This is a genomic window from Duganella sp. GW821-FHT07G03 (assembly GCF_059418605.1).
In genome coordinates this window covers 29,381-49,687 of record NZ_JBWKQE010000011.1, presented here as the reverse complement: position 1 = coordinate 49,687, position 20,307 = coordinate 29,381, and the positions used below count along the sequence as shown (strand labels likewise).

The 20,307-nt window shown below is 65.1% G+C and carries 8 protein-coding genes; 3 read left to right on the top strand and 5 right to left on the bottom strand.

Going from position 1 to position 20,307, the window contains the following annotated elements:
* Nucleotides 1–67: 67 nt before the first annotated feature.
* Both AC07OK_RS15825 and AC07OK_RS15820 read left to right on the top strand, forming a co-directional pair.
* Nucleotides 68–2,938 carry a TonB-dependent receptor domain-containing protein gene (locus AC07OK_RS15825; protein ID WP_494691215.1) on the top strand — a complete coding sequence of 957 codons (2,871 nt, stop codon included), beginning with the start codon at nucleotides 68–70 and terminating at the stop codon, nucleotides 2,936–2,938.
* A gap of 444 nt (nucleotides 2,939–3,382) precedes the next feature.
* Complete coding sequence (locus AC07OK_RS15820) at nucleotides 3,383–6,253, top strand: TonB-dependent receptor domain-containing protein (RefSeq protein WP_494691214.1); 2,871 nt, start codon at nucleotides 3,383–3,385, stop codon at nucleotides 6,251–6,253.
* 49 nt (nucleotides 6,254–6,302) lie between these two features.
* Here AC07OK_RS15820 and AC07OK_RS15815 read toward each other — a convergent pair whose 3' ends face one another.
* The 5 genes from AC07OK_RS15815 to AC07OK_RS15795 all read right to left on the bottom strand — a co-directional run bounded on the left by AC07OK_RS15815 (nucleotide 6,303) and on the right by AC07OK_RS15795 (nucleotide 17,354).
* Nucleotides 6,303–9,215 carry a TonB-dependent receptor domain-containing protein gene (locus AC07OK_RS15815; protein WP_494691213.1) on the bottom strand — a complete coding sequence of 971 codons (2,913 nt, stop codon included), beginning with the start codon at nucleotides 9,213–9,215 and terminating at the stop codon, nucleotides 6,303–6,305.
* 279 nt (nucleotides 9,216–9,494) lie between these two features.
* On the bottom strand, nucleotides 9,495–10,574 hold the full coding sequence (gene aroG / locus AC07OK_RS15810; RefSeq protein ID WP_494691212.1) for a 3-deoxy-7-phosphoheptulonate synthase AroG: 1,080 nt from the start codon (nucleotides 10,572–10,574) through the stop codon (nucleotides 9,495–9,497).
* A gap of 271 nt (nucleotides 10,575–10,845) precedes the next feature.
* Nucleotides 10,846–12,306: a metalloprotease TldD gene (tldD, locus tag AC07OK_RS15805; RefSeq protein WP_494691211.1), complete on the bottom strand. Its 1,461-nt coding sequence runs from the start codon at nucleotides 12,304–12,306 to the stop codon at nucleotides 10,846–10,848.
* Between the two features lie 40 nt (nucleotides 12,307–12,346).
* Nucleotides 12,347–13,144 carry a carbon-nitrogen hydrolase family protein gene (locus tag AC07OK_RS15800; RefSeq protein WP_494691210.1) on the bottom strand — a complete coding sequence of 266 codons (798 nt, stop codon included), beginning with the start codon at nucleotides 13,142–13,144 and terminating at the stop codon, nucleotides 12,347–12,349.
* Nucleotides 13,145–13,160: 16 nt separating this feature from the next.
* Nucleotides 13,161–17,354: a YhdP family protein gene (locus AC07OK_RS15795; protein WP_494691209.1), complete on the bottom strand. Its 4,194-nt coding sequence runs from the start codon at nucleotides 17,352–17,354 to the stop codon at nucleotides 13,161–13,163.
* 197 nt (nucleotides 17,355–17,551) lie between these two features.
* On the opposite strand from AC07OK_RS15795, the gene glnE reads away from it, so the two are divergent.
* Nucleotides 17,552–20,299 carry a bifunctional [glutamate--ammonia ligase]-adenylyl-L-tyrosine phosphorylase/[glutamate--ammonia-ligase] adenylyltransferase gene (glnE, locus tag AC07OK_RS15790; RefSeq protein WP_494691208.1) on the top strand — a complete coding sequence of 916 codons (2,748 nt, stop codon included), beginning with the start codon at nucleotides 17,552–17,554 and terminating at the stop codon, nucleotides 20,297–20,299.
* The last annotated feature ends 8 nt before the right edge of the window (nucleotides 20,300–20,307 follow it).

Below are 20,307 nucleotides of genomic sequence, written 5' to 3'. Positions count from 1 at the left end.
GCAGCGCCGATAAAAAAGACAAATCACAAATGTGTGTTTCTTCGTTTTGAATTGGGAGCAGAAAATAATGATGGTTGAAACTGTATTGTCCCGCTCTGTGCGCCTGATGTGCGCCGGCGGCCTGGTTTTGGGTATGCATGCCGCCGTGGCGCAGACCGCCGACACCAACAACGTCGCCCGCGTAGAGATCACCGGTTCGTCCATCAAACGTATCGCCAAAGAAGGCTCGCTGCCAGTGCAGACGCTGACCCGCGCCGATATCGAGCAGAGCGGCGCCAACAACGTGGCCGACCTGGTCGCGCAACTGCCGTCGATGCAGGGCTTCATCACCTCGTCGACCTCGGTCAACGGCGGCGGCGGCGGCGTACAGACTGCCTCCATCCACGCCATCGGCACCCAGTACACGCTGGTGCTGCTGAACGGCCGCCGCATGGCGCCTTACGGCACCGGCAGCGCGGTCAACCTGGCCAGCATTCCGCTGTCGGCCGTCGAGCGCGTCGAGATCCTGACCGACGGCGCCTCGACCTTGTACGGCTCGGATGCGATCGCCGGCGTGGTCAACTTCATCCTGAAAAAGAACGTCCAGGACCTGAGCATCGAAGGCACCGTCAACGCGCCGCAGAAATCGGGCGGCAAGAGCACCAACATCGCCATCACCAAAGGTTTCGGCGACCTCGAGACCGACGGCTACAACGTGCTGCTGGCCTATAGCCACGACGAGCAGAAGGAACTGAACGCCAGCCAGCGCGATTTCGCCAACTCCGGCGTGCATAAATTCACCAACAACGGCAAGCAGTACGCGACCTGGCAAACCAGTATCAACTCGACCCCGGCCAACGTCGAAGTGGTGACCGCCAACGACGACGTCGTGCTCAACACCGACCTGCTGAACAAAGGTTCGTGCACCCAGCCGCACACCTTCTCGCGCAGCGGCGCCTGCCGTTTCGACTACGCGTCCACGGTCCAGCTGCTGCCTGAGCTCAAGCGCGACAGCGTGTTCGCATCGGGCAAGCTGCGCGTCGGCAAAGAGACCACCGTGTTCAGCGAACTGGTGCTGTCGAAGTTCACCAACACCGCGCGCTACGCGCCGGCCGCCCAGCCGCTGACGGTGTTCAGCACCGATCCGGTGTCGGGTGTGAAAACCACCAACAACAGCTACATCGGTGCCTACAACAAGAGCATCGTGCCGCTGCTGGCCGGCCAGGGCATCAATTCGGCCGACGTCACCGACGCGCTGTGGTACTACCGCGGCGCCGACGCCGGCGGCCGTACCGACGAGTACCGCACCGACGCCGCCCACTTCGTGCTCGGCATCGACAGCGCCTACGCTGGCTGGGATGTCGGCGGCGCCTTTACCCATTCGCAAAACAAGCAGACCGACCGCGCCATGGCCGGCTACATGAGCGGCGACAAGTTCGAGGAACTGGTCCGCACCGGCGCCTACAATCCCTTCGTCTCCACCAGCGGCGCTGCCGCGCTGCTGGCCCCGGCCGTGCTGCGCCAGGACCTGGACGTGACCAAATCGAAGATCGACGTGGTCAGCGCGCACGCCTCGCGTGAAGTGTTCGACCTGCCGGGCGGCGCCGCGTCGCTGGGCGTGGGCGCCGACTTCACCAAGCAATCCTACCAGGACACGCCGGCGAAGATCGCCATGGGTCCAGGCCCTGGCAACCCAGGCTGGACCGACGTGGAAATCGGCGGCGGCACGGGTTCGCAGGCGCTCGACGCCAGCCGCAACAACTGGGGTAGTTTCGCCGAGTTGCTGATGCCGATCGCCAAGAACCTCGAAGCGACCACCGCCGTGCGCTACGACAGCTACGCCGCAGTCGACAAGAAGAACGTCAGCTACGACACTGTCGGCAACGCTTCGCCGGCGGGCAAGGTCGGCGAAGACGTGGCCAAGGCCACCTACAAGCTGGCCGTGCGCTACACCCCGACCCAGGCGCTGCTGCTGCGCAGCTCCTACGGCACCGGCTTCAAGGCGCCGACCATGAACAACATCGCCGACCCGCTGAAGAACGCCGGCTCGTCGAACGCCTTCCCTTGCCCGATCAAGGCCACCACCGATCCGCGCTCCGTCTACTGCCGTCCGGGCTCGTCGGAATACGGCCTGCTCGACAGCGGCAACCCGTCCACCGGCGCCGGCGCGCTGAAAGCGGAAGAATCCAAGCAAGCCACGCTCGGCTTCCGCCTGGAGCCTAGCAGCATGATCTCGTTCGGCGTGGACATGTGGGACGTCAAGCTGAAGAACCAGATCCGCACCTTCTCGCAAGATCAGCTGTTCACCAATCCGGTGCTGGCCAACCAGTACATCACGGTGTATGCCGATCCTATCCAGAAGAGCAATGTGCTGGTGGCGGTCCGCAAGCCGCTGAACCTGGCCTCCTCGCACTTCCGCGGCCTGGACTGGGACAGCACCTTCCGCGCCGCCACGCCGATCGGCAAGGCCAGCGTGAACTGGACCGGTACCTACATGCTCAAGGCTGAGCAGGATGTGCCTGGCGTCGGCACGGAAAAATCGATCGGCCGCTTCGACTCCTATGACGACGTGGTGTTCCGTGTGATTTCGAAAGTGGTGTTCGCGCTGAAAACGTCCGACAAGCTGAGCAACTCGCTGACCGTCAACTACCGCTCCGGCTACCACGACAAAGTGCTGACCGCGGATGACGCAGCGGTGCGCGTGGTCAAAGACGACGGCAGCATCGGCGGCGTGGCTGCGATGGAACGCGACGTCAAGGCGTACACCACCGTGGACTACCAGATCAAGGCCAACTACATCAAGAACCTGACCCTGACCGCCGGCATCAAAAACCTGCTGGACCAGGACCCACCGTTCTCGGTGCGTAACTCGGGCGGCGGCAACCAGGTGGGCTACGACGGCCGCTACGCCGATCCGTTGGGCCGCACTTTCTACCTGACCGCGGCGTACAAGTTCTAAGCCCCAGGCCGTCGGCGCCACGCCGACGGCCTTGCAGCCCCGTCTTTTTCGGAAGACGGGGCTTTTTGCGTTCTGGGCGGCGACAACTGTGGCGTTAATGTAACGCTCTGTATCATTCTGCAAGCAAATATACGGCCGCGCGCCCGCACCAACTTGTTGCATCCCCGCTAAGCCAGCGCCGTACTTTCCCTTCTTTTTACAAAATAAACAATGTTTTATTACCAAGCGTGCCATCTGCACCAAATTAGAGCGCTTTTCTGCGCTGAAATAGGGTGCAGTTGTCTAGACCGTCTCCGGCGTTTTTTTGCCCATTCATAAATGTTTGCAACATTGACAGTAAATACGGGCAGATGCTCTGATGAAGAAGTGAAGAACAAATGGTTCTTTTCACAAGAAACTAAAGACACTTGGGTGTTCATCGTTTTTACATGGGAGAGCAAGATAATGATGGTTGAAACAGTATTGGCGCGGTCGGTGCGTCTGATGTGCGCCGGCGGCCTGGCCTTGGGCATGCATGCGGCGCTCGCGCAAACGAGCGACGTCAACAATGTGGCCCGGGTCGAGATCACGGGTTCGTCGATCAAACGTATCGCCAAGGAAGGTTCGCTGCCGGTGCAGACGCTGACCCGCGCCGACATCGATCAAAGCGGCGCCAACAACGTGGCCGACCTGGTCGCGCAACTGCCGTCGATGCAGGGCTTCATTACCTCCTCGACCTCGGTCAACGGCGGCGGCAACGGCATCCAGACCGCGTCGATCCACGCCATCGGCACCCAATACACGCTGGTGCTGCTGAACGGCCGCCGCATGGCGCCTTACGGCACCGGCAGCGCGGTCAACCTGGCCAGCATTCCGCTGTCGGCCGTCGAACGCGTCGAGATCCTGACCGACGGCGCCTCGACCTTGTACGGCTCGGACGCGATCGCCGGCGTGGTCAACTTCATCCTGAAAAAGAACGTCCAGGACCTGACCATCGAAGGCAACTTCGACGCCCCGCAGAAATCGGGCGGCAAGAGCGGCAACATCTCCATCACCAAGGGCTTCGGCGACCTCGAGACCGACGGCTACAACGTGCTGCTGGCCTACAGCCACGACGAGCAGAAGGAACTGAACTCGCGCCAGCGCGAGTTCTCCAAGACCGGCGCGCGCCGCTTCACCGAAAACGGCAAGCAGTACGCCACCTGGCAAACCAGTATCAACTCGACCCCGGCCAACGTTGAAGTGCTGAACTCGAAGACCGACCTGGACGAGGTACTCAACACCGACTTGCTGAACAAGGGTTCCTGCACCCAGGCCAACACCTTCGCGCGCAACGGCGCCTGCCGTTTCGACTACCCGGCCACCGTGCAGCTGCTGCCTGAGCTCAAGCGCGACAGCGTGTTCGCCTCGGGCAAACTGCGCCTGAACAAAGAGACCACCGTGTTCAGCGAACTGGTGCTGTCGAAGTTCGCCAGCACCGCGCGCTACGCGCCGGCCGCCCAGCCGCTGACGGTGTTCAGCACCGACCCGGTCACCAACGTCAAGACCACCAACCAGAACTACATCGGCGCCTACAACAAGAGCATCGTGCCACTGCTGGCCGGCAAGGGCATCAACCCTGCCGAGCTCACCGACGCGCTGTGGTTCTACCGCGGCGCCGACGCCGGCGGCCGTACCGATGAGTACCGCACCGACGCCGCCCACTTCGTGCTGGGCATCGACAGCGCGTACGCCGGCTGGGATGTGGGCGCGTCCTTCACCCATTCGCAGAACAAGCAGACCGACCAGGCGCTGGCCGGCTACATGAGCGGCGACAAGTTCGAGGAGCTGGTGCGCACCGGCGCCTACAATCCCTTCGTCTCCACCAGCGGCGCCGCCGCCGTGCTGGCCCCGGCCGTGCTGCACCAGCAGCTCGACGAGATCAAGTCCAAGCTCGACGTGATCGGCGCGCACGCCTCGCGTGAAGTGTTCGAACTGCCGGGCGGCGCCGCCTCGCTGGGCGTGGGCGCGGACTTCACCAAGCAAACCTACCAGGACACGCCGTCGAAGATCGCCATGGGCCCAGGCCCCGGCAATCCGGGCTGGACCGATGTGGAAATCGGCGGCGGCACCGGCGCCCAGGCGCTCGACGCCAGCCGCACCAACTGGGGCGCGTTCGGCGAGCTGCTGCTGCCGATCGCCAAGAACCTGGAGGCGACCACCGCCGTGCGTTACGACAGCTACTCCGCCGTCGACAAGAAGAACGTCAGCTACGATTCGAACGGCAAGGCTTCGCCTTCGGGCAAGATTGGCGAAGACGTGGCCAAGGCCACCTACAAGCTGTCGGTACGCTACACCCCGACCTCGCAACTGCTGCTGCGCAGCTCCTACGGCACCGGCTTCAAGGCGCCGACGATGAACAACATCGCCGACCCGCTGAAGAACGCCGGCTCCTCGAACTCCTTCCCATGCCCGGTCCACGCGCCTGATCCGCGCGCGGTCTACTGCCGTCCGGGTTCGTCGGAATACGCGCTGCTGGACGTCGGCAACCCGGCCACCGGCGACGGCGCGCTGAAGGCGGAGGAATCCAAGCAGGCGACGCTGGGCTTCCGCCTGGAGCCGACCAGCATGATCTCGTTCGGCCTGGACCTGTGGGACGTCAAGCTGAAGAACCAGATCCGCACCTACTCGCAGGACCAGCTGTACACCAAGGCTGAACTGAACCAGTACATCGCCGTGTACGCCGATCCTATCCAGAAGAGCAATGTGCTGGTGGCGGTCCGCAAACCGTTGAACCTGGCTACCTCGCACTTCCAGGGTCTGGACTGGGACACCACCTTCCGCGCCGCCACGCCGATCGGCAAGGCCAGCGTGAACTGGACCGGTACCTATATGCTGAAAGCGGAGCAGGAAGTGCCGCTGGTTGGCACCGAGAAGAGCATCGGCCGCTTCAACTCCTACGACGACGTGGTGTTCCGCGTGGTGTCGAAAATGGTGTTCGCGCTGAAGACCTCGGAGAAGCTGACCAACTCGCTGACCGTCAACTACCGTTCCGGCTACCATGACAAGCCGATCACGGAAGACGACCAGGCCGTGCGCGTGATCAACGCCGACGGCAGCATCGGCGCCGTGACGGCCCTGGTGCGCGACGTCAAGTCGTACACCACCGTGGATTATCAGGTCAAAGCCAACTACATCAAGAACCTGACCCTGACCGCCGGCATCAAAAACCTGCTGGACCAGGACCCGCCACTGTCGGTGCGTAACTCCGGCGGCGGCAACCAGGTCGGCTACGACGGTCGCTACACCGACCCGCTGGGCCGTACCTTCTACGTCAACGCTTCGTACAAGTTCTGATCGTACTTTCCCAAGTGAGCCCCCGGCCTGAGCCGGGGGCTTTTTTTTGTCAGAACGTGTAGTTGCCGGTCAGGTAGAACGAGCGTCCGGCCGGATCGGTGTAGCGGCCGTCGTAGCCCAACTGGTTGCCGCCGCCGGCGTTCTGCAAGGTCAGCGGTGGATTGCGGTCGAACAGGTTCTTGATGCCGCCGGTCAGCGTGAAGCGGCCGAAGTCATACTTGCCCTGCCAGTCGACCGTGGTGTACGACGGCGTCCACAAGCCGCCGAAAGCCACCGAGTCGCCCACGCTGCCGTCCGGGTTGACGGCGAAGATGGCCGTGTCCACCGGATAAGCCTGGTCGTGGTAGCCCGACTTGTAATGCGCCGTCAGGCTGTTGGTCAGCTTGCCGTTGGTCAGGCTCAGCGCCAGGTTGCTTTGCACACGGAACACCACCGCATTGTCCGGGCCGAAGCGGCCCAGGTCGGAATTGATGTCGCCGCCGGCCTGGGTGGTGTAGTTCTGCTTGATCATATACGTGCCGGTCCAGGCCGCCTTCCAGTCGCCGAACGGCGACTTGTTGCGGTAGCTGAAGTCCCAGTCGACGCCGCGGTAATTGGCCACGCCGCCGTTGATCGGCGCCTGCAGGTAGCCGATCGTGGTGTAGCCGGCCGGATCAGGATAGGGATTGACGAACAGGCGCTGGTACTGCTGCGGATTGGCGAAACCGACCTGCTCCGGAATGCCGGCCGACAGCACCTGGTTGCGGATCTGCACATTCCACAAATCCAGTCCCAGCGACAGGCCGCGCAGCGCCTCGATGCGCCCGCCCAGGGTCCACTGCTTGGATTTCTCCGGCTGCAAACCCTCGCTGCCGCTGGCGCCGTTCGGGCCGATCAGCAGGTCGTATTGCGCCTGGCCGACCAGGCAGCCGGGCGAGCCGGGGAACGGGCAGGCGTAGCTGCCGGCGGTGCTGCCGGAATAGGTCGGCGCGCCGGCGATGTCGCTGATGTTGGGCGTCTTGAAGCCGGTGCCGTAGGCGGCGCGCAGCAGCAGCGTCTCGACCGGGGTCCAGCGGGCGCTGACCTTGTAGGTGCCGGCGCTGAAGGAGTTGCCCACCTCGCCGGAGGCCAGCTGCGGCCGCAGGCCGCTGGCGTCGGCCAGCTTGGCGAAGATGAAGTCGCTGTGGGTCTTGTCGTAGCTGTCGTAGCGGCCGGAGACGGTGGCCTCAAACGTCTTCGCCAGCGGCAGCAGCACCTCGCTGTAGATGCCCCAGTTGTCGCGGCGGGCGTCGAACGGCACCTGGCCGTAGGTGCCGCCCACCGGGTAGTTGGCCGACGCCGGCTGGCTGGCGTAGCCGGAATTGGCCAGGATGGTCGGATGGTAGGCGATCTGGTAATGCGTCTTGGAATAGTCGCCGCCCAGCGAGATGATGGAGCTGCCGCCCGGCAGGCTGAACAGGTCGTGCTGCGCGCCCGCGTGCAAGGTGTTGAGCTTGGAGGTGTTGGTCGAGAAGGTGGTGCCGTTGACCAGCGCGCCGCGCAGCTGGTCGGCGCCGCTGCCCATCACCGGATCGTAGACGCCCGACGCCACCAGCGCGTTGAGCTTGTCGAAGTCCGAGTAGCCGCCGGCGGCGTTGTCCTTGATCTTGTTTTCCGACAGGATCAGGCTGGCGTTGTAGTTCCAGCCCCAGGCGTTGCCGTCGACGCCGACCGCGAAGTGGCGGGCGTCGGTGATGTACTCGTCGGCGCGGCCGCCGATCAGCACCGAGCGGTAGCCCAGCGTGCCGTCGCCGGTCGGGTTCTCCAGGTTGTTGGCGTCCAGGTAGGGCTGGATGTAGCGCTGGTACAGCTGCGGGAAGCGGTCGGTGGAATTGACGCCCATCGGCTGCGCCGACGGCGCGTACTGCGCGGTCATCGAATAGCTCGACAGCACCAGTTCGCCCCACAGCTGGGTGTCTTGGTTCAACTGCCAGGTGCCTTTCAGCAGGCCGCTGTCGCGCCGCGAGCCGGGCACATCCTCGACGGTGGCGCCGTAGTTGAAGCGGCACTGCGTGCCCAGCGGGCCGGCCAGCGGGCCGCCGCAATTGCCCTTGGCGGCCAGGTAGGGATTGATCGCCACGCCGCTGGTCTCGACCGAGTCGGCCGAGCCGCGCGGGCGCACATTGAAGGTGATGTTGGCCGGTTCGGTATTGCCGGTGCGCTGGTCGAACCAGTACTGCTGGCCGCCGCTGCCGAACTTGAAGAAGGCGCCCGGCGCCGAGAAGGGGCGCTGCAAGGCCGTCAGGCGCTGCTGCTCGTCGTGGCTGTAGGAAAACAGGATGTTGAATTTGTCGGTGTCGAGATCGCCCCAGCCCTTGGTCAGGCCGGCGCTGGACCAGCGCCCGCCGGACTTGCGCGGCTGGCCATAGGTGGCGTAGGCCTCGCCCTTGGTCAGATTCTTTTTGAGGATGAAGTTGACCACGCCGGCGATCGCGTCCGAGCCGTACAGCGCGGAGGCGCCGTCGCCGAGGATCTCGACCCGCTCCACCGCCTCCAGCGGAATGCTCTCGATGTTGACGGCGTAGCCGCCGCCCTGGCCGGTGCCGAGCAGGCTGGGCGCCACGCGCTGGCCGTCCAGCAGCACCAGCGTGTACTTCGACGGCAGCGAGTGCAGCGCCGCCGTGGTGACGCCGGCGCCGCCACCGTTGACCGAACTGGACGCCGGCACAAAGCCCTGCATCGACGGCAGCATCTGGATCAGGTCGGTCGCGGAGGTGGCGCCGCTCTGCTTGATGTCGGCGCTGGTCAGCACCTGCACCGGCAGCGCGCCCTCCTTGGCGATGCGCTTGATCGCCGAGCCGGTGATCTCGACCCGTTGCATGGGTTGCCTGTCGGCCGCGCTGTCCTGCGCGATGGCCGGCAGCGCCAGCCACCCCAGGCCGGCAATGGCGCCGCCCGAAAACATCAACCGCAAGGAACGCGACAGCATTGTTTCTTGAATCATGACTTACCTCCGCTATTATTTTTGGATACACCCGTCCGACGCCCGCTGCCGCACTGGCAACAGGTCGCTCTGAAAAACCGGACAGGTGAATAAACGTAGGAAGGTGTTCGACGACACCACCCATGCTTTATATAAAAACATGCGAGGAAGTCAAGGTCAATCGAACTCGTGTCACATTCGTGGTTCTTACAACACTATTGATAGCGTTCCACAAAAACAAAGGGACCCATATAGCCATTGGGTCCCTTTGTATCTAGAGTGTAACGGTGCGACGTTTTGTTACTTGGACGCGGCCTCCGCCGCCTGGGTGGCGAGGCGGCGCTGGCGCACGGCGGCGGCCAGGCCGTGCAGCACTTGCACGCTGCTATCCCAGTCGATGCAGCCGTCGGTGACGGACTGGCCGTAGGTCAATTCCTTGCCCGGCACCAGATCCTGGCGGCCCGCCACCAGGTGCGATTCGACCATCACGCCGACGATGCGGTTGTCGCCGCCGGCCACCTGGCGGCCGATGTCGGCGCACACCGGCACCTGGTTCTCCGGTTTCTTCGAACTGTTGGCGTGCGAGGCGTCTATCATCAGGCGCGCCGCCAGGCCCTGGGCCGCGATCGCCTTGCAGGCTTCGTCGACGCTGGCAGCGTCGTAGTTCGGGGTCTTGCCGCCGCGCAGGATGATGTGGCAGTCCTCGTTGCCGTTGGTCGACACGATGGCCGAGTGGCCGCCCTTGGTCACCGACAGGAAATGGTGCGGCTGCGAGGCGGCCTTGATCGCCTCGACCGCGATCTTGACGTTGCCGTCGGTGCCGTTCTTGAAGCCGACCGGGCACGACAGGCCGGAAGCGAGCTCGCGGTGCACCTGCGACTCGGTGGTGCGGGCGCCGATCGCGCCCCAGCTGATCAGGTCGGCGATGTATTGCGGGCTGATCACGTCCAGGTACTCGGTGCCGGCCGGCAAGCCCAGCTCATTGATGTCGCGCAGCAGCTCGCGCGCCATGCGCAGGCCGTCGTTGATGCGGAAGCTGCTGTCCATGTAGGGGTCGTTGATCATGCCCTTCCAGCCGACCGTGGTGCGCGGTTTTTCGAAGTAGACGCGCATCACGATCTCGAGGTCGCCCGCCAGTTCGCGGCGCAGCACCACCAGGCGGCGCGCATATTCCATCGCCGCCTTGGGATCGTGGATCGAGCACGGGCCGACCACCACCATCAGGCGGTCGTCCTGGCCGTGCAGGATGCGGTGCAGCGCGATGCGGGCGTCGGCCGCGGTCTGCTCGGCGTTTTCGGTGCACGCGAATTCGCGGATCAGATGGGATGGCGGCGTCAATTCCTTCATTTCGCGGATGCGCAAATCATCGGTACGGGGCATGCTGTTCTCCAGGTAATGAATCTTCTAAAAGTCAGGGTAAAAAAAAACCGCCTCGGGAGGCGGTTTTTTAGGAATTTGCAGGAACTCGTCTTTGCTTCTACGTGTACCGGCCGCTACTCCACCGCCTCGAGGTTGGAATCGCTAAAGTAAAAGTAGGTGGTAAAGAAGAAGCGGGTCATGATGATGTTCCGTAAGTATTGGATTGACTATAACGCTATTGCCGACGGCTTGGCAAGTAGTTTATGGCTATAAGCTAATGCCACTCCCCGCCTTACGCCGTGCCGCCGACGGTCACGCCGTCGATGCGCAGGGTCGGCTGGCCGACGCCCACCGGCACGCTCTGGCCTTCCTTGCCGCACACGCCCACGCCCGGATCGAGGCGCATGTCGTTGCCGATCATGGAGACGCGGTTCAGCACTTCCGGACCGTTGCCGATCAGCGTGGCGCCCTTGACCGGGTAGGTCACCTTGCCGTCTTCGATCATGTAGGCCTCGCTGGCCGAGAACACGAACTTGCCGTTGGTGATGTCGACCTGGCCGCCGCCGAAGTTGACCGCGTACAGGCCGTTCTTGACCGAGGCCAGGATTTCCGCCGGGTCCTTGTCGCCGCCCAGCATGTAGGTGTTGGTCATGCGCGGCATCGGCAGGTGGGCGAACGATTCGCGGCGGGCGTTGCCGGTCACCGGCATCTTCATCAGGCGCGCGTTCATGGTGTCCTGGATGTAGCCCTTCAGGATGCCGTCCTCGATCAGCGTGGTGCACTGGGTCGGGTTGCCCTCATCGTCGATGTTGAGCGAGCCGCGGCGGTCGGCCAGGGTGCCGTCGTCCACCACCGTCACGCCCTTGGCGGCGACGCGCTGGCCGATCATGCCGGAGAAGGTCGACGAACCCTTGCGGTTGAAGTCGCCCTCGAGGCCGTGGCCGATCGCCTCGTGCAGCAGGATGCCGGGCCAGCCCGGTCCCAGCACGACGGTCATCGGGCCGGCCGGCGCCGGACGCGCGTCCAGGTTGACCACCGCCGACTTGACGGCCTCGGCCGCGTATTCTTCCAGCAGGGCGTCGCTGAAGTAGCCGTAGTCGTAGCGGCCGCCGCCGCCGGACGAGCCCATCTCGCGCCGGCCGTTCTGCTCGACGATCACCGTCAGCGACACCCGCACCAGCGGGCGGATGTCGGCCGCCAGCACGCCGTCGCTGCGCACCACCAGCACCACGTCGTATTCGCCGGCCAGGCTGGCCATCACCTGCACCACGCGCGGGTCCTTGGCGCGCGCCATCTTCTCGACGCGCTCGAGCAGCTTGACCTTGGCGGTCGCGTCCAGCGAGGCCAGCGGATCGTTGGGCAGATACAGCGAGCGGCCGCCGGTCGGCGTCATCGCGCCGGCGACCTTGATCTTGCCGGCGCCGGCGCGGGCGATGGTGCGCGTGGCCGAGGCAGCATCCATCAGGGCCGCTTCCGAGATATCGTCCGAATAGGCGAAGGCGGTCTTGTCGCCCGAGACGGCGCGCACGCCGACGCCCTGGTCGATCGAGAAACTGCCGGTCTTGACGATGCCCTCTTCCAGGCTCCAGCCTTCGTTCTTGGTGAACTGGAAATACAGGTCGGCGTAGTCGACCTTGTGGGTGAACATCGAGCCCAGCGTCTTGAGCAGCTTGGCTTCGTCCAGCCCGAACGGCGTCAGCAGGATGTCGCGCGCCACGGCAAGGGTGGACAGATTCGGTTCAAATGGCTTCATGATGGTGTCTTCTAGTAGTGTGGTGCAATTGTAGCGGAGTTCACATAGTCCGGTGCTTGAGCGCCGGCAGGCTCTGGCGCACGCTGTCCATGAACATCAGGTCGATGTCGCCGTGGACCACGCCCTCGCCCTCGGCCAGCACGGCCTTGACCGCGCCCCACGGGTCGATCAGCATGCTGTGGCCCCAGGTGCGGCGGCCGTTCGGATGGCTGCCGCCCTGCGCCGCCGCCAGCACATAGCACTGGTTTTCGATGGCGCGCGCGCGCAGCAGGATTTCCCAGTGCGCATGGCCGGTGGTGTAGGTGAACGCGGCCGGCACGACGATCAGCGCCACCGGCCCCATCGCGCGGTACAGCTCGGGGAAGCGCAGGTCGTAGCAGACCGACATGCCGACCTTGCCGAACGGCGCCTCGAACACGCCGACATGCCGGCCCGGCACGATGGTCTTGGCTTCGTCGTAGGACTCGGTGCCCTTGCTGAAGCCGAACAGGTGGATCTTGTCGTAGCGGCCCACGTGCTCGCCCTGCGGGTTGTAGACCAGCGTGGTGTTGATGACTTTTTCCGGATCATCGGACGCCAGCGGCAAGGTGCCGCCGATCAGCCAGATCTCCAGCTCGCGCGCCAGCGCCGACATGAAGTCCTGGATAGGCCCCTGCCCCAGCGGCTCGGCGACGGCGACCTTGTCGCTGTCCTGCAGGCCCATGATGGCCCAGTATTCCGGCAGCAGCACCAGGGTGGCGCCGGCCTCGGCGGCCTGGTGGACCAGGCGGCGCGCGGTGGCGATATTGTCCGTCACGGACGGCGAGGAAATCATTTGTACTGCGGCGACTGTGTGCATGGCTGTCCCGTTCAATTTAGTGCATGCCCTTGGCGGCGGGCGGCGGTTCCACTTTGGATGCGTCGAGCTTGGTCACCACCGGCGCCTTCCACGGCCCGGTGACCTGCATATGATAGGTCAAGGCCTTCATCACCGGCGCGCTGAGGAACAGCTGCGCCAGGAAACTGCCCAGGCCGATCACCGGGTTGACGGCCAGCGCGTACACCAGCGGCGCCGTGCCCAGATTCACTTCCGGTATCACCACCACATGCAGGTTGGTGGTTTCGTTGGCGATGTCGGCGGTGCCGTCCATCAGCACGGTGGCGGCCACGCCGTGCATCTTCAGGTTGTCGGTCTTGGCGATGCCGTGGTTGATGGCGGCGTCGGCGGTGATGCCGTCGAAGGCCAGGCCTTCCGAGAAGACGTCGTGGAAATCCAGCTTGAGCAGGCGCGGCAGGGCTTGCAGGCTGAGCACGCCGAGCAGCTTGGCGGCGCCCGGGTCCTGCTTCAGGAACTGGCCTTTTTCCACGTTGAGCTTGATGTCGCCGGACAGGCTGGGCAAGTCCAGCGAATACGGCAGGCCCTTCCAGGCGATGTCGCCGTTGAGCGTGCCCTTGCCGTTGCGCAGCGTGCCGACGAAGCCGAAGCGGTCCAGCAACTTGCCGGCGTCGGCGATGTCGAGGTTGAAGTTCAGGCTGGTGGTGTGGACGCCATCCTTGGTCACCCATTTGCCGGTGCCCTTGAGCTCGCCGTCCGGATTGGCCAGCGACAGCTTGCCGATCCGCCATTCGCGCGCGTTCGGCAGCTGCGCGTTGCTGGCCTGCAGTTCCAGCCGGCCCAACTGCTTGTTGAACAGTTCGAAGCGCTCGACCACCACGTCCAGCGCCGGGATGGTGGCGGCCGCGCTCTTGCCGTCCAGCAGATCCTGCACATCCTTTGACGCCGATTCCGGGATCACCAGCGAGGACAGGCGCGCCGTCACCTTGCCCAGGCCCTGGCCGGTGGACGGTTCGCTCCAGGTCAGGTAGCCGTTGGCCTGGCTGGAATCGACGCTGGCCTGCCACACCGATTTCTGGCGGCTGACGCCGACCACCACGTTGTCCAGCTTGCGGTCGCCGATCACCAGTTCGCTGGCGCGCGCGGCGATGGTGTCGGGCATCACGTATTGGGCGACGTCGGCGCCGTCGGCCCCGGTAGATGGTTCGGCCTTGCCGGCGATCTCGCTGCCGAAATCCAGCCAGGCGTCGACGTTGAGCGCGCGCAGGCTGACGTTGAAGGACATGCCGCTGTCCGGCTCCGGCGCCGGCGCGTTGACGCCGATGCCGCCGCGCACCAGCTTCCACGGCGTCTTGCCGAGCTTCTGGCGCTGGTAGCGCGCGTTGATATTGTTGCCGAGCGTGATGCGCATATCGTCATGCACGGCGCCGGCGGCGTCCGGCGTCAGCGCACTGCTGAGCACGAAGCGCACCGGCAGCGCATCCGGCGCGGCCTTCCTGACCGGCGCCGGCAGTTCGATGCCGAGGCCGCTGAGCGTGGAGTCCACCGCCACCACCACCTGGTGGTCGCGCGCCGTGACGGTGCCGGTGTAGCGCGTGCCGCCCGAGAAATGGCCGGCCAGGCGCTGCATGGCCGGCATCGGATAGGTCTTGCGGAAACCGTCGGCCGTCATCGCGCCGGCCAGCTTGACGACGATGGCGTTGTCCTTCTGGCTGCCGCCGGTGATGCCGACCGGTCCGCCGAGGAAGTTGCCCGACAGCTGGTTCAGGTTGACGCCGTGCTCGTTGAACTCGATCTTGCCCTGCGACGCCTGCACCGGCGGCAGGTCGTTCATCAGCGTGATGTCGTTGTTGGCCAGCTGCAGCGCGCCCTGTACCTTGGCGTCGATCAGGTGCGACAGCGGCAGGCGCAGGCTCAGCGCCAGCTTGGCGTTGCCGCTGGCCTGGGTTTCGTCGGTGAAGTGCGAGATCCATTCCAGCACCGGGCTGATGCTCATGTACTTGAGGAATTCCTGCATGGGCCCGGCGGCGTTGCCGTCGATTTCCAGCATCGCATCGTGGATCGTCAGGTCGGGGATCACCGCCTTCACGCCGGACAGCGCGACGCCGGCGGTGGTGGCGGTGTCGCCGCGGATTTCCATGCGGGCGCGGTCGAACACGAAGCTGCCCTTGATGTGCTCGGCCTGCGGCCACAGCGGCAGCGGCTTGCCGTCCTTGCCCAGCTCCTTGCCCTCGTGCAGCAAGTGGCTAGGGGAATAATTGAGCTTGCCTTCGCTCAGCTTGCCGGCCACGCGGAACTCGCCGCGCGCCTTGTCGGCGCCGCTGTCGCCGTGGAAGGGGAAGTGTGCCAGGTCGCCGCGCAGGCGCAGCGTGACCTCGCTGGCAACGCCGTCTTCGAGCGCGCCGGTCAGCCAGGCGCGCAGGTCGTGCGGGGTCTGCAGCGGCAGGTAGTTGTCGATGCGGTTCAACTGGAAGCCGTTCAGCGTGCCGGTCAGGTCGACCTGGCCGGCGCCCTTGCCGCCCAGCGGCATCTTGTGCGAGCCCTGCAGCGTGCCGCTCAGGCCGTTTTGCAGGAAGTCCATGCTGTCGATCTGGAACAGCAGCTGGTTGTCCGGTTCGAACGACCAGCGCGCCTTCAGGTTCAGGCGGTCGAACGGCATCGCCGCTTCGCTGAAGTAGTCCGGCATCTGCAGCACCAGCTGGGTCGAGGCCAGGCTGAAGCTGCCGCCCTTGTCGGTGGCGTCGATCGCGCCGCTCAGGTTGTCGAAGCCGGGGATGGCCGGCAAGGCGGCGCTGGCCGGCGACTTGGCGGTCTTCGCTTGCGCCAGGCGCGGCGGCTGCGGCTTCAGGCCCAGCCCGGCCAGGTCTCCCTTGACGCGGTAGGACTGCAAGGCCGGATACGCGCCCTGCCATTCGGCGGAAAAGTTCTGCAGCAGGCCGCGCGGCGCGAAGTCGGCCAGCAGCTTGCGCTGGTGCTCGTTCAGCGGCAGGCGCTCGGCCAGGCCGGCCATGGTTTGCAGGTCCAGCTGGCGGGCGCGGATTTCATAGCGCTCCGGCTTGGCGCCGCTGGCGGCGCTGTAGTGTTCGGACAGCGAGGTCGGCGCCATCAACAGGCCGTCGCTGGTGGTCAGGGTCAGGTTGCTCAGCTCGACGCTGTGGCCGAGCGCGCCGAAGCGCGGCCGGACCGCGCCCTTTTTGACCAGCGGCGCGTTGGCGGGCATTTCTTCGCGGGCGGCGATGCGGCCGCTGAGCTGGCGCAGGTCCAGCAGCGGCAGCTCCTTGCCGAGCACGGCGGAAACATCGCGCAGGCCGACATCGGCGGTAAAGCCGGTCACGCGCGACTGCTCGATGCCGACCCAGGCGCGCAGCGAACCGCCGCCACTGTTGAGCTCGAACGGGAAGTCCAGCCAGGGCTTCCACGCCAGCAGGTCGGTGCCGCGCACGTCGGCGTACAGCTCGCCCTTCCACATCGACAGGTTGGACACCCGCGCGCCGAAGGCGGGATGGCTGAAGTCGGCGCGCACGTCGAGCGGCGCGGCCAGCGTGGCCGGCGGCGTCGCCTTCAGCGCCAGTTGGTGATGCAGCCACTGGTTGCGCAGCAGGATGCTGACGCCGTCCAGCGCGAGCGGCGGCGCGTTGCGCTGCAGGTCGGTCCATTGCAGGCGGCCCTCGCGGATGACGATCTCGCGCTGCGACAACAGCCAGTCGGCGCCGCGGCCGTCGCTCGGCTTGCGCGGATCGATGTAGATGCCGGCCACCAGCAGACGGCCGTCGGCTTGGCGCCGCACGTCGAGCTCGGGGCGCACCAGTTCCAGCGATTCGAAGCGCACCGCGCCGGCCAGCACGCTCCACCACGACAGGGTGGCCGACACGCTGGGCAAGGTCAGCGCCTGCTGGCCCTGCTGGTCGTGCAGCACCACGTCGCCCAGGAACAGGTTGGGGCGCAGGCCGGTCCAGGAAGCGTAGATGCGGGCGATGGTGACGCGGTTGCCGACGGCGCCGCTGGCCAGGCGCTCGATATCGCCCTTGTAGTGGTCGATATTCGGCAGCACCACGTAACGCAGCGTCAGGAACAGGATGGCGAAGGCGAAATACAGCAGCAGGAACAGCTTCAGCGTGAAGCCCAGCACGTGATGGCTGGCCAGGTTGCAGATGCGATAGGCGGCACGCAGCCGGTGCCAGCGCGCGGCCAAAGGCCCCTCGCCTGTCACAGTCTCCTCTTCTGGTTTTTGCATCAATAAGCTAATAAATCAGGCCATGCGTCAAATAAATCGCTAAACTCGGTTTCAAGCTTTTATGCCTGCGCAGCAATTCTACCGCATCACCTGTGCTAGCCAGCGCCGCTTAGGGCGGCCGTGCACCGGTTTTACGTGCTTTACATGCTGTTACCGATTAACCGTCGTTTACTATCGTTTCAGGAAACACGTTGCCCATGATTGCACCAACCGCGTCACGTTTTTACCAGCGCTGGCTGGCCGCCGCTCCCGACCGCGCCGCCAAGGCTGATGATTTAGCGCAATTATCGCTTGCCCAGATTAATCTTGCTGACTATTTAGCAAAAGAAGCCGCCAACGTGCCGGCCGGCGCCCCGCCGCTGCCCTTGCCGCGCGCCATGCGCCGACTGCGCAACCTGCTGGTGTGCGTGCTGATCCGCCGCGACCTGGAAGGCAAGGCCAACCTGGCCGAGGTGGTGGAAGCCATGACCCGCTTCGCCGATTTCGCCATCCAGCAGCACATGGTCGAGATTTACGCAGAAATGACGGCGGCGCACGGCACGCCGATCGGCCGCGATTCCGGCCTGCCGCAGGAGCTGATCGTGCTGGGCATGGGCAAGCAAGGCGGCGGCGAGCTGAACGTCTCGTCCGACATCGACCTGATCTTCGTCTACCCGGAGGATGGCGACACGGTCGCCGGCCCGGGCCAGCGCAGCCTGTCCAACCATGAATTCTTCATCCGGCTGGGCAAGAAGCTGATCGCGGCATTGTCGGAGATAACGGAAGATGGCTACACATTCCGGGTCGATATGGCCTTGCGGCCGAACGGCGGCTCGGGTCCGCTGGCCGCCAGCCTGAGCATGGTGGAGCAATACCTGATCGTCCAGGGCCGCGAGTGGGAGCGCTACGCCTGGGTCAAGGCGCGCGCCGTGACCGGCCGCGCCGAGGACATCGCCGCGCTGGACGCCATCGTGCGGCCGTTCGTGTTCCGCCGCTACCTGGACTTCGGCGTGATCGACGCCATCCGCAATATGCACGCGCAGATCCGCGCCGAGGTCAACCGCCAGGAGCGGCTGCACCCGGACCGCAGCAACAACGTCAAGCTGGGCCGCGGCGGCATCCGCGAGATCGAGTTCCTGGCGCAGGTGTTCCAGCTGATACGGGGCGGCCGCGACGCCGCCCTGCGCGACCGCTCGACCCGCACCACGCTGCGCATCATCGCCGAAAAAGGCTTGCTAAGCCACGCCATCGTCTATCAACTGCTCGCTTCCTACACCTTCCTGCGCAACCTGGAGCATCGCCTGCAATACCTGGACGACGCCCAGACCCACACCCTGCCGGCCAACGACGCCGACCGCCTGCTGGTGGCGCAGATGATGGGCCTGGCCGACACCGCCACCCTGCTGACCCAGATCGAAGCCCACCGCCAGTTCGTCGCCGGCCAGTTCGATGAAATGTTCTCGGACAAGACCAGCGGCAGCGACCACGACATCAATCCGCAGTCCAGCAACGAGTGCGCCGATCCCGACAACCTGGAAGCCATGGTGTCGCGCTTCGCCGCGCTGGGCTTCACCGATCCCGAGGGCGCGGCCAAGCGCCTGATCTCGACCTGGCAGGCGCCGCGCCTGCAATCGCTGCCGGAAGCGAGCCGCAACCGCTTGTTGGGACTGGTCAACGCGGCGCTGCCGCTGATCGTGCAATGTTCGCTGGAATCGAGCGGCGGCAGCCAGCAGGCCACGCTGGGCCGGCTGCTGGATTTCCTGGAAGCAATCGCGCGCCGCTCGGCCTATCTGTCGCTGCTAACCGAATATCCGCACACGCTGGCGCGGGTGATCCGCATGGTGCACGCCAGCGGCTGGGCCGCGCAATTCCTCAGCCAGCACCCCATCCTGCTCGACGAGCTGCTCGACGACCGGGTGCGCAACGCCGTGTTCGACCCGGTGGCGCTGGCGGCCGACCTGGAACTGCAACTGGCCTCGGCGCCCGGCGACACCGAGCGGCAGATGGATATCCTGCGCGAAATCCACCACGCCCAGCTGTTCCACCTGCTGGCGCAGGACCTGGCCGGCGACCTGACGGTGGAAAAGCTGGCCGACCACCTGTCGGCGCTGGCCGACACCATCGTCGCCGCCGCCATCAAGGCGATCTGGCAGATGGTGGCCACGCGCCACCGCGAGGTGCCGCAGTTCGCGGTGATCGCCTACGGCAAGCTGGGCGGCAAGGAGCTGGGTTATGTGTCCGACCTGGACGTGATCTTCCTGTACCACGACAGCGACCAGGAGGCGCCGGCCCAGTACGCCAAGCTGGCGCAGCGCTTTATTACCTGGATGACCTCGCACACCTCGGCCGGCATCCTGTTCGACATCGACACCGCGCTGCGGCCGGACGGCGCCAGCGGCATGCTGGTGTCGAGCGTGTCGGCGTTCGAGAAATACCAGAGCGGCTCGGCCTGGGTGTGGGAGCACCAGGCGCTGACCCGCGCCCGCTTCTGCGCCGGCGACGCGGCGATCGGCGCGCGCTTCGAGGAAATCCGCGAGGCGGTGCTGCGCAAGGAACGGCCGGCCGACGGCCCGCTGAAGCAGGAAGTCATTGCAATGCGAAAACGAATGGTCGACGCCAAGCCGAATCACAGCGAGCTGTTCGACCTGAAACAGGATCCGGGCGGCATGATCGATATCGAGTTCATCGTCCAGTTCCTGGTCCTGCAGCACGCGGCGGCCTACCCGCAGCTGACCGCCAATTACGGCAATATTGCGCTTTTGAAAATGTGCGGCGAGCTGGGTTTGATCGATGCCGGACTGGCTGCGCGCGTCGGCGACGCCTACCGGAAGTTGCGCAAGTTACAACACCAGCTGCGCCTGCAAGGCCAGGACCTGGCGCGCGTCGAACCACAATTGGTGGCCGTTCACGCGGCTCAGGTTTTGGCATTGTGGCGCACTATCTTTGAAGGCAACGTTGCCATATAACAACGAAC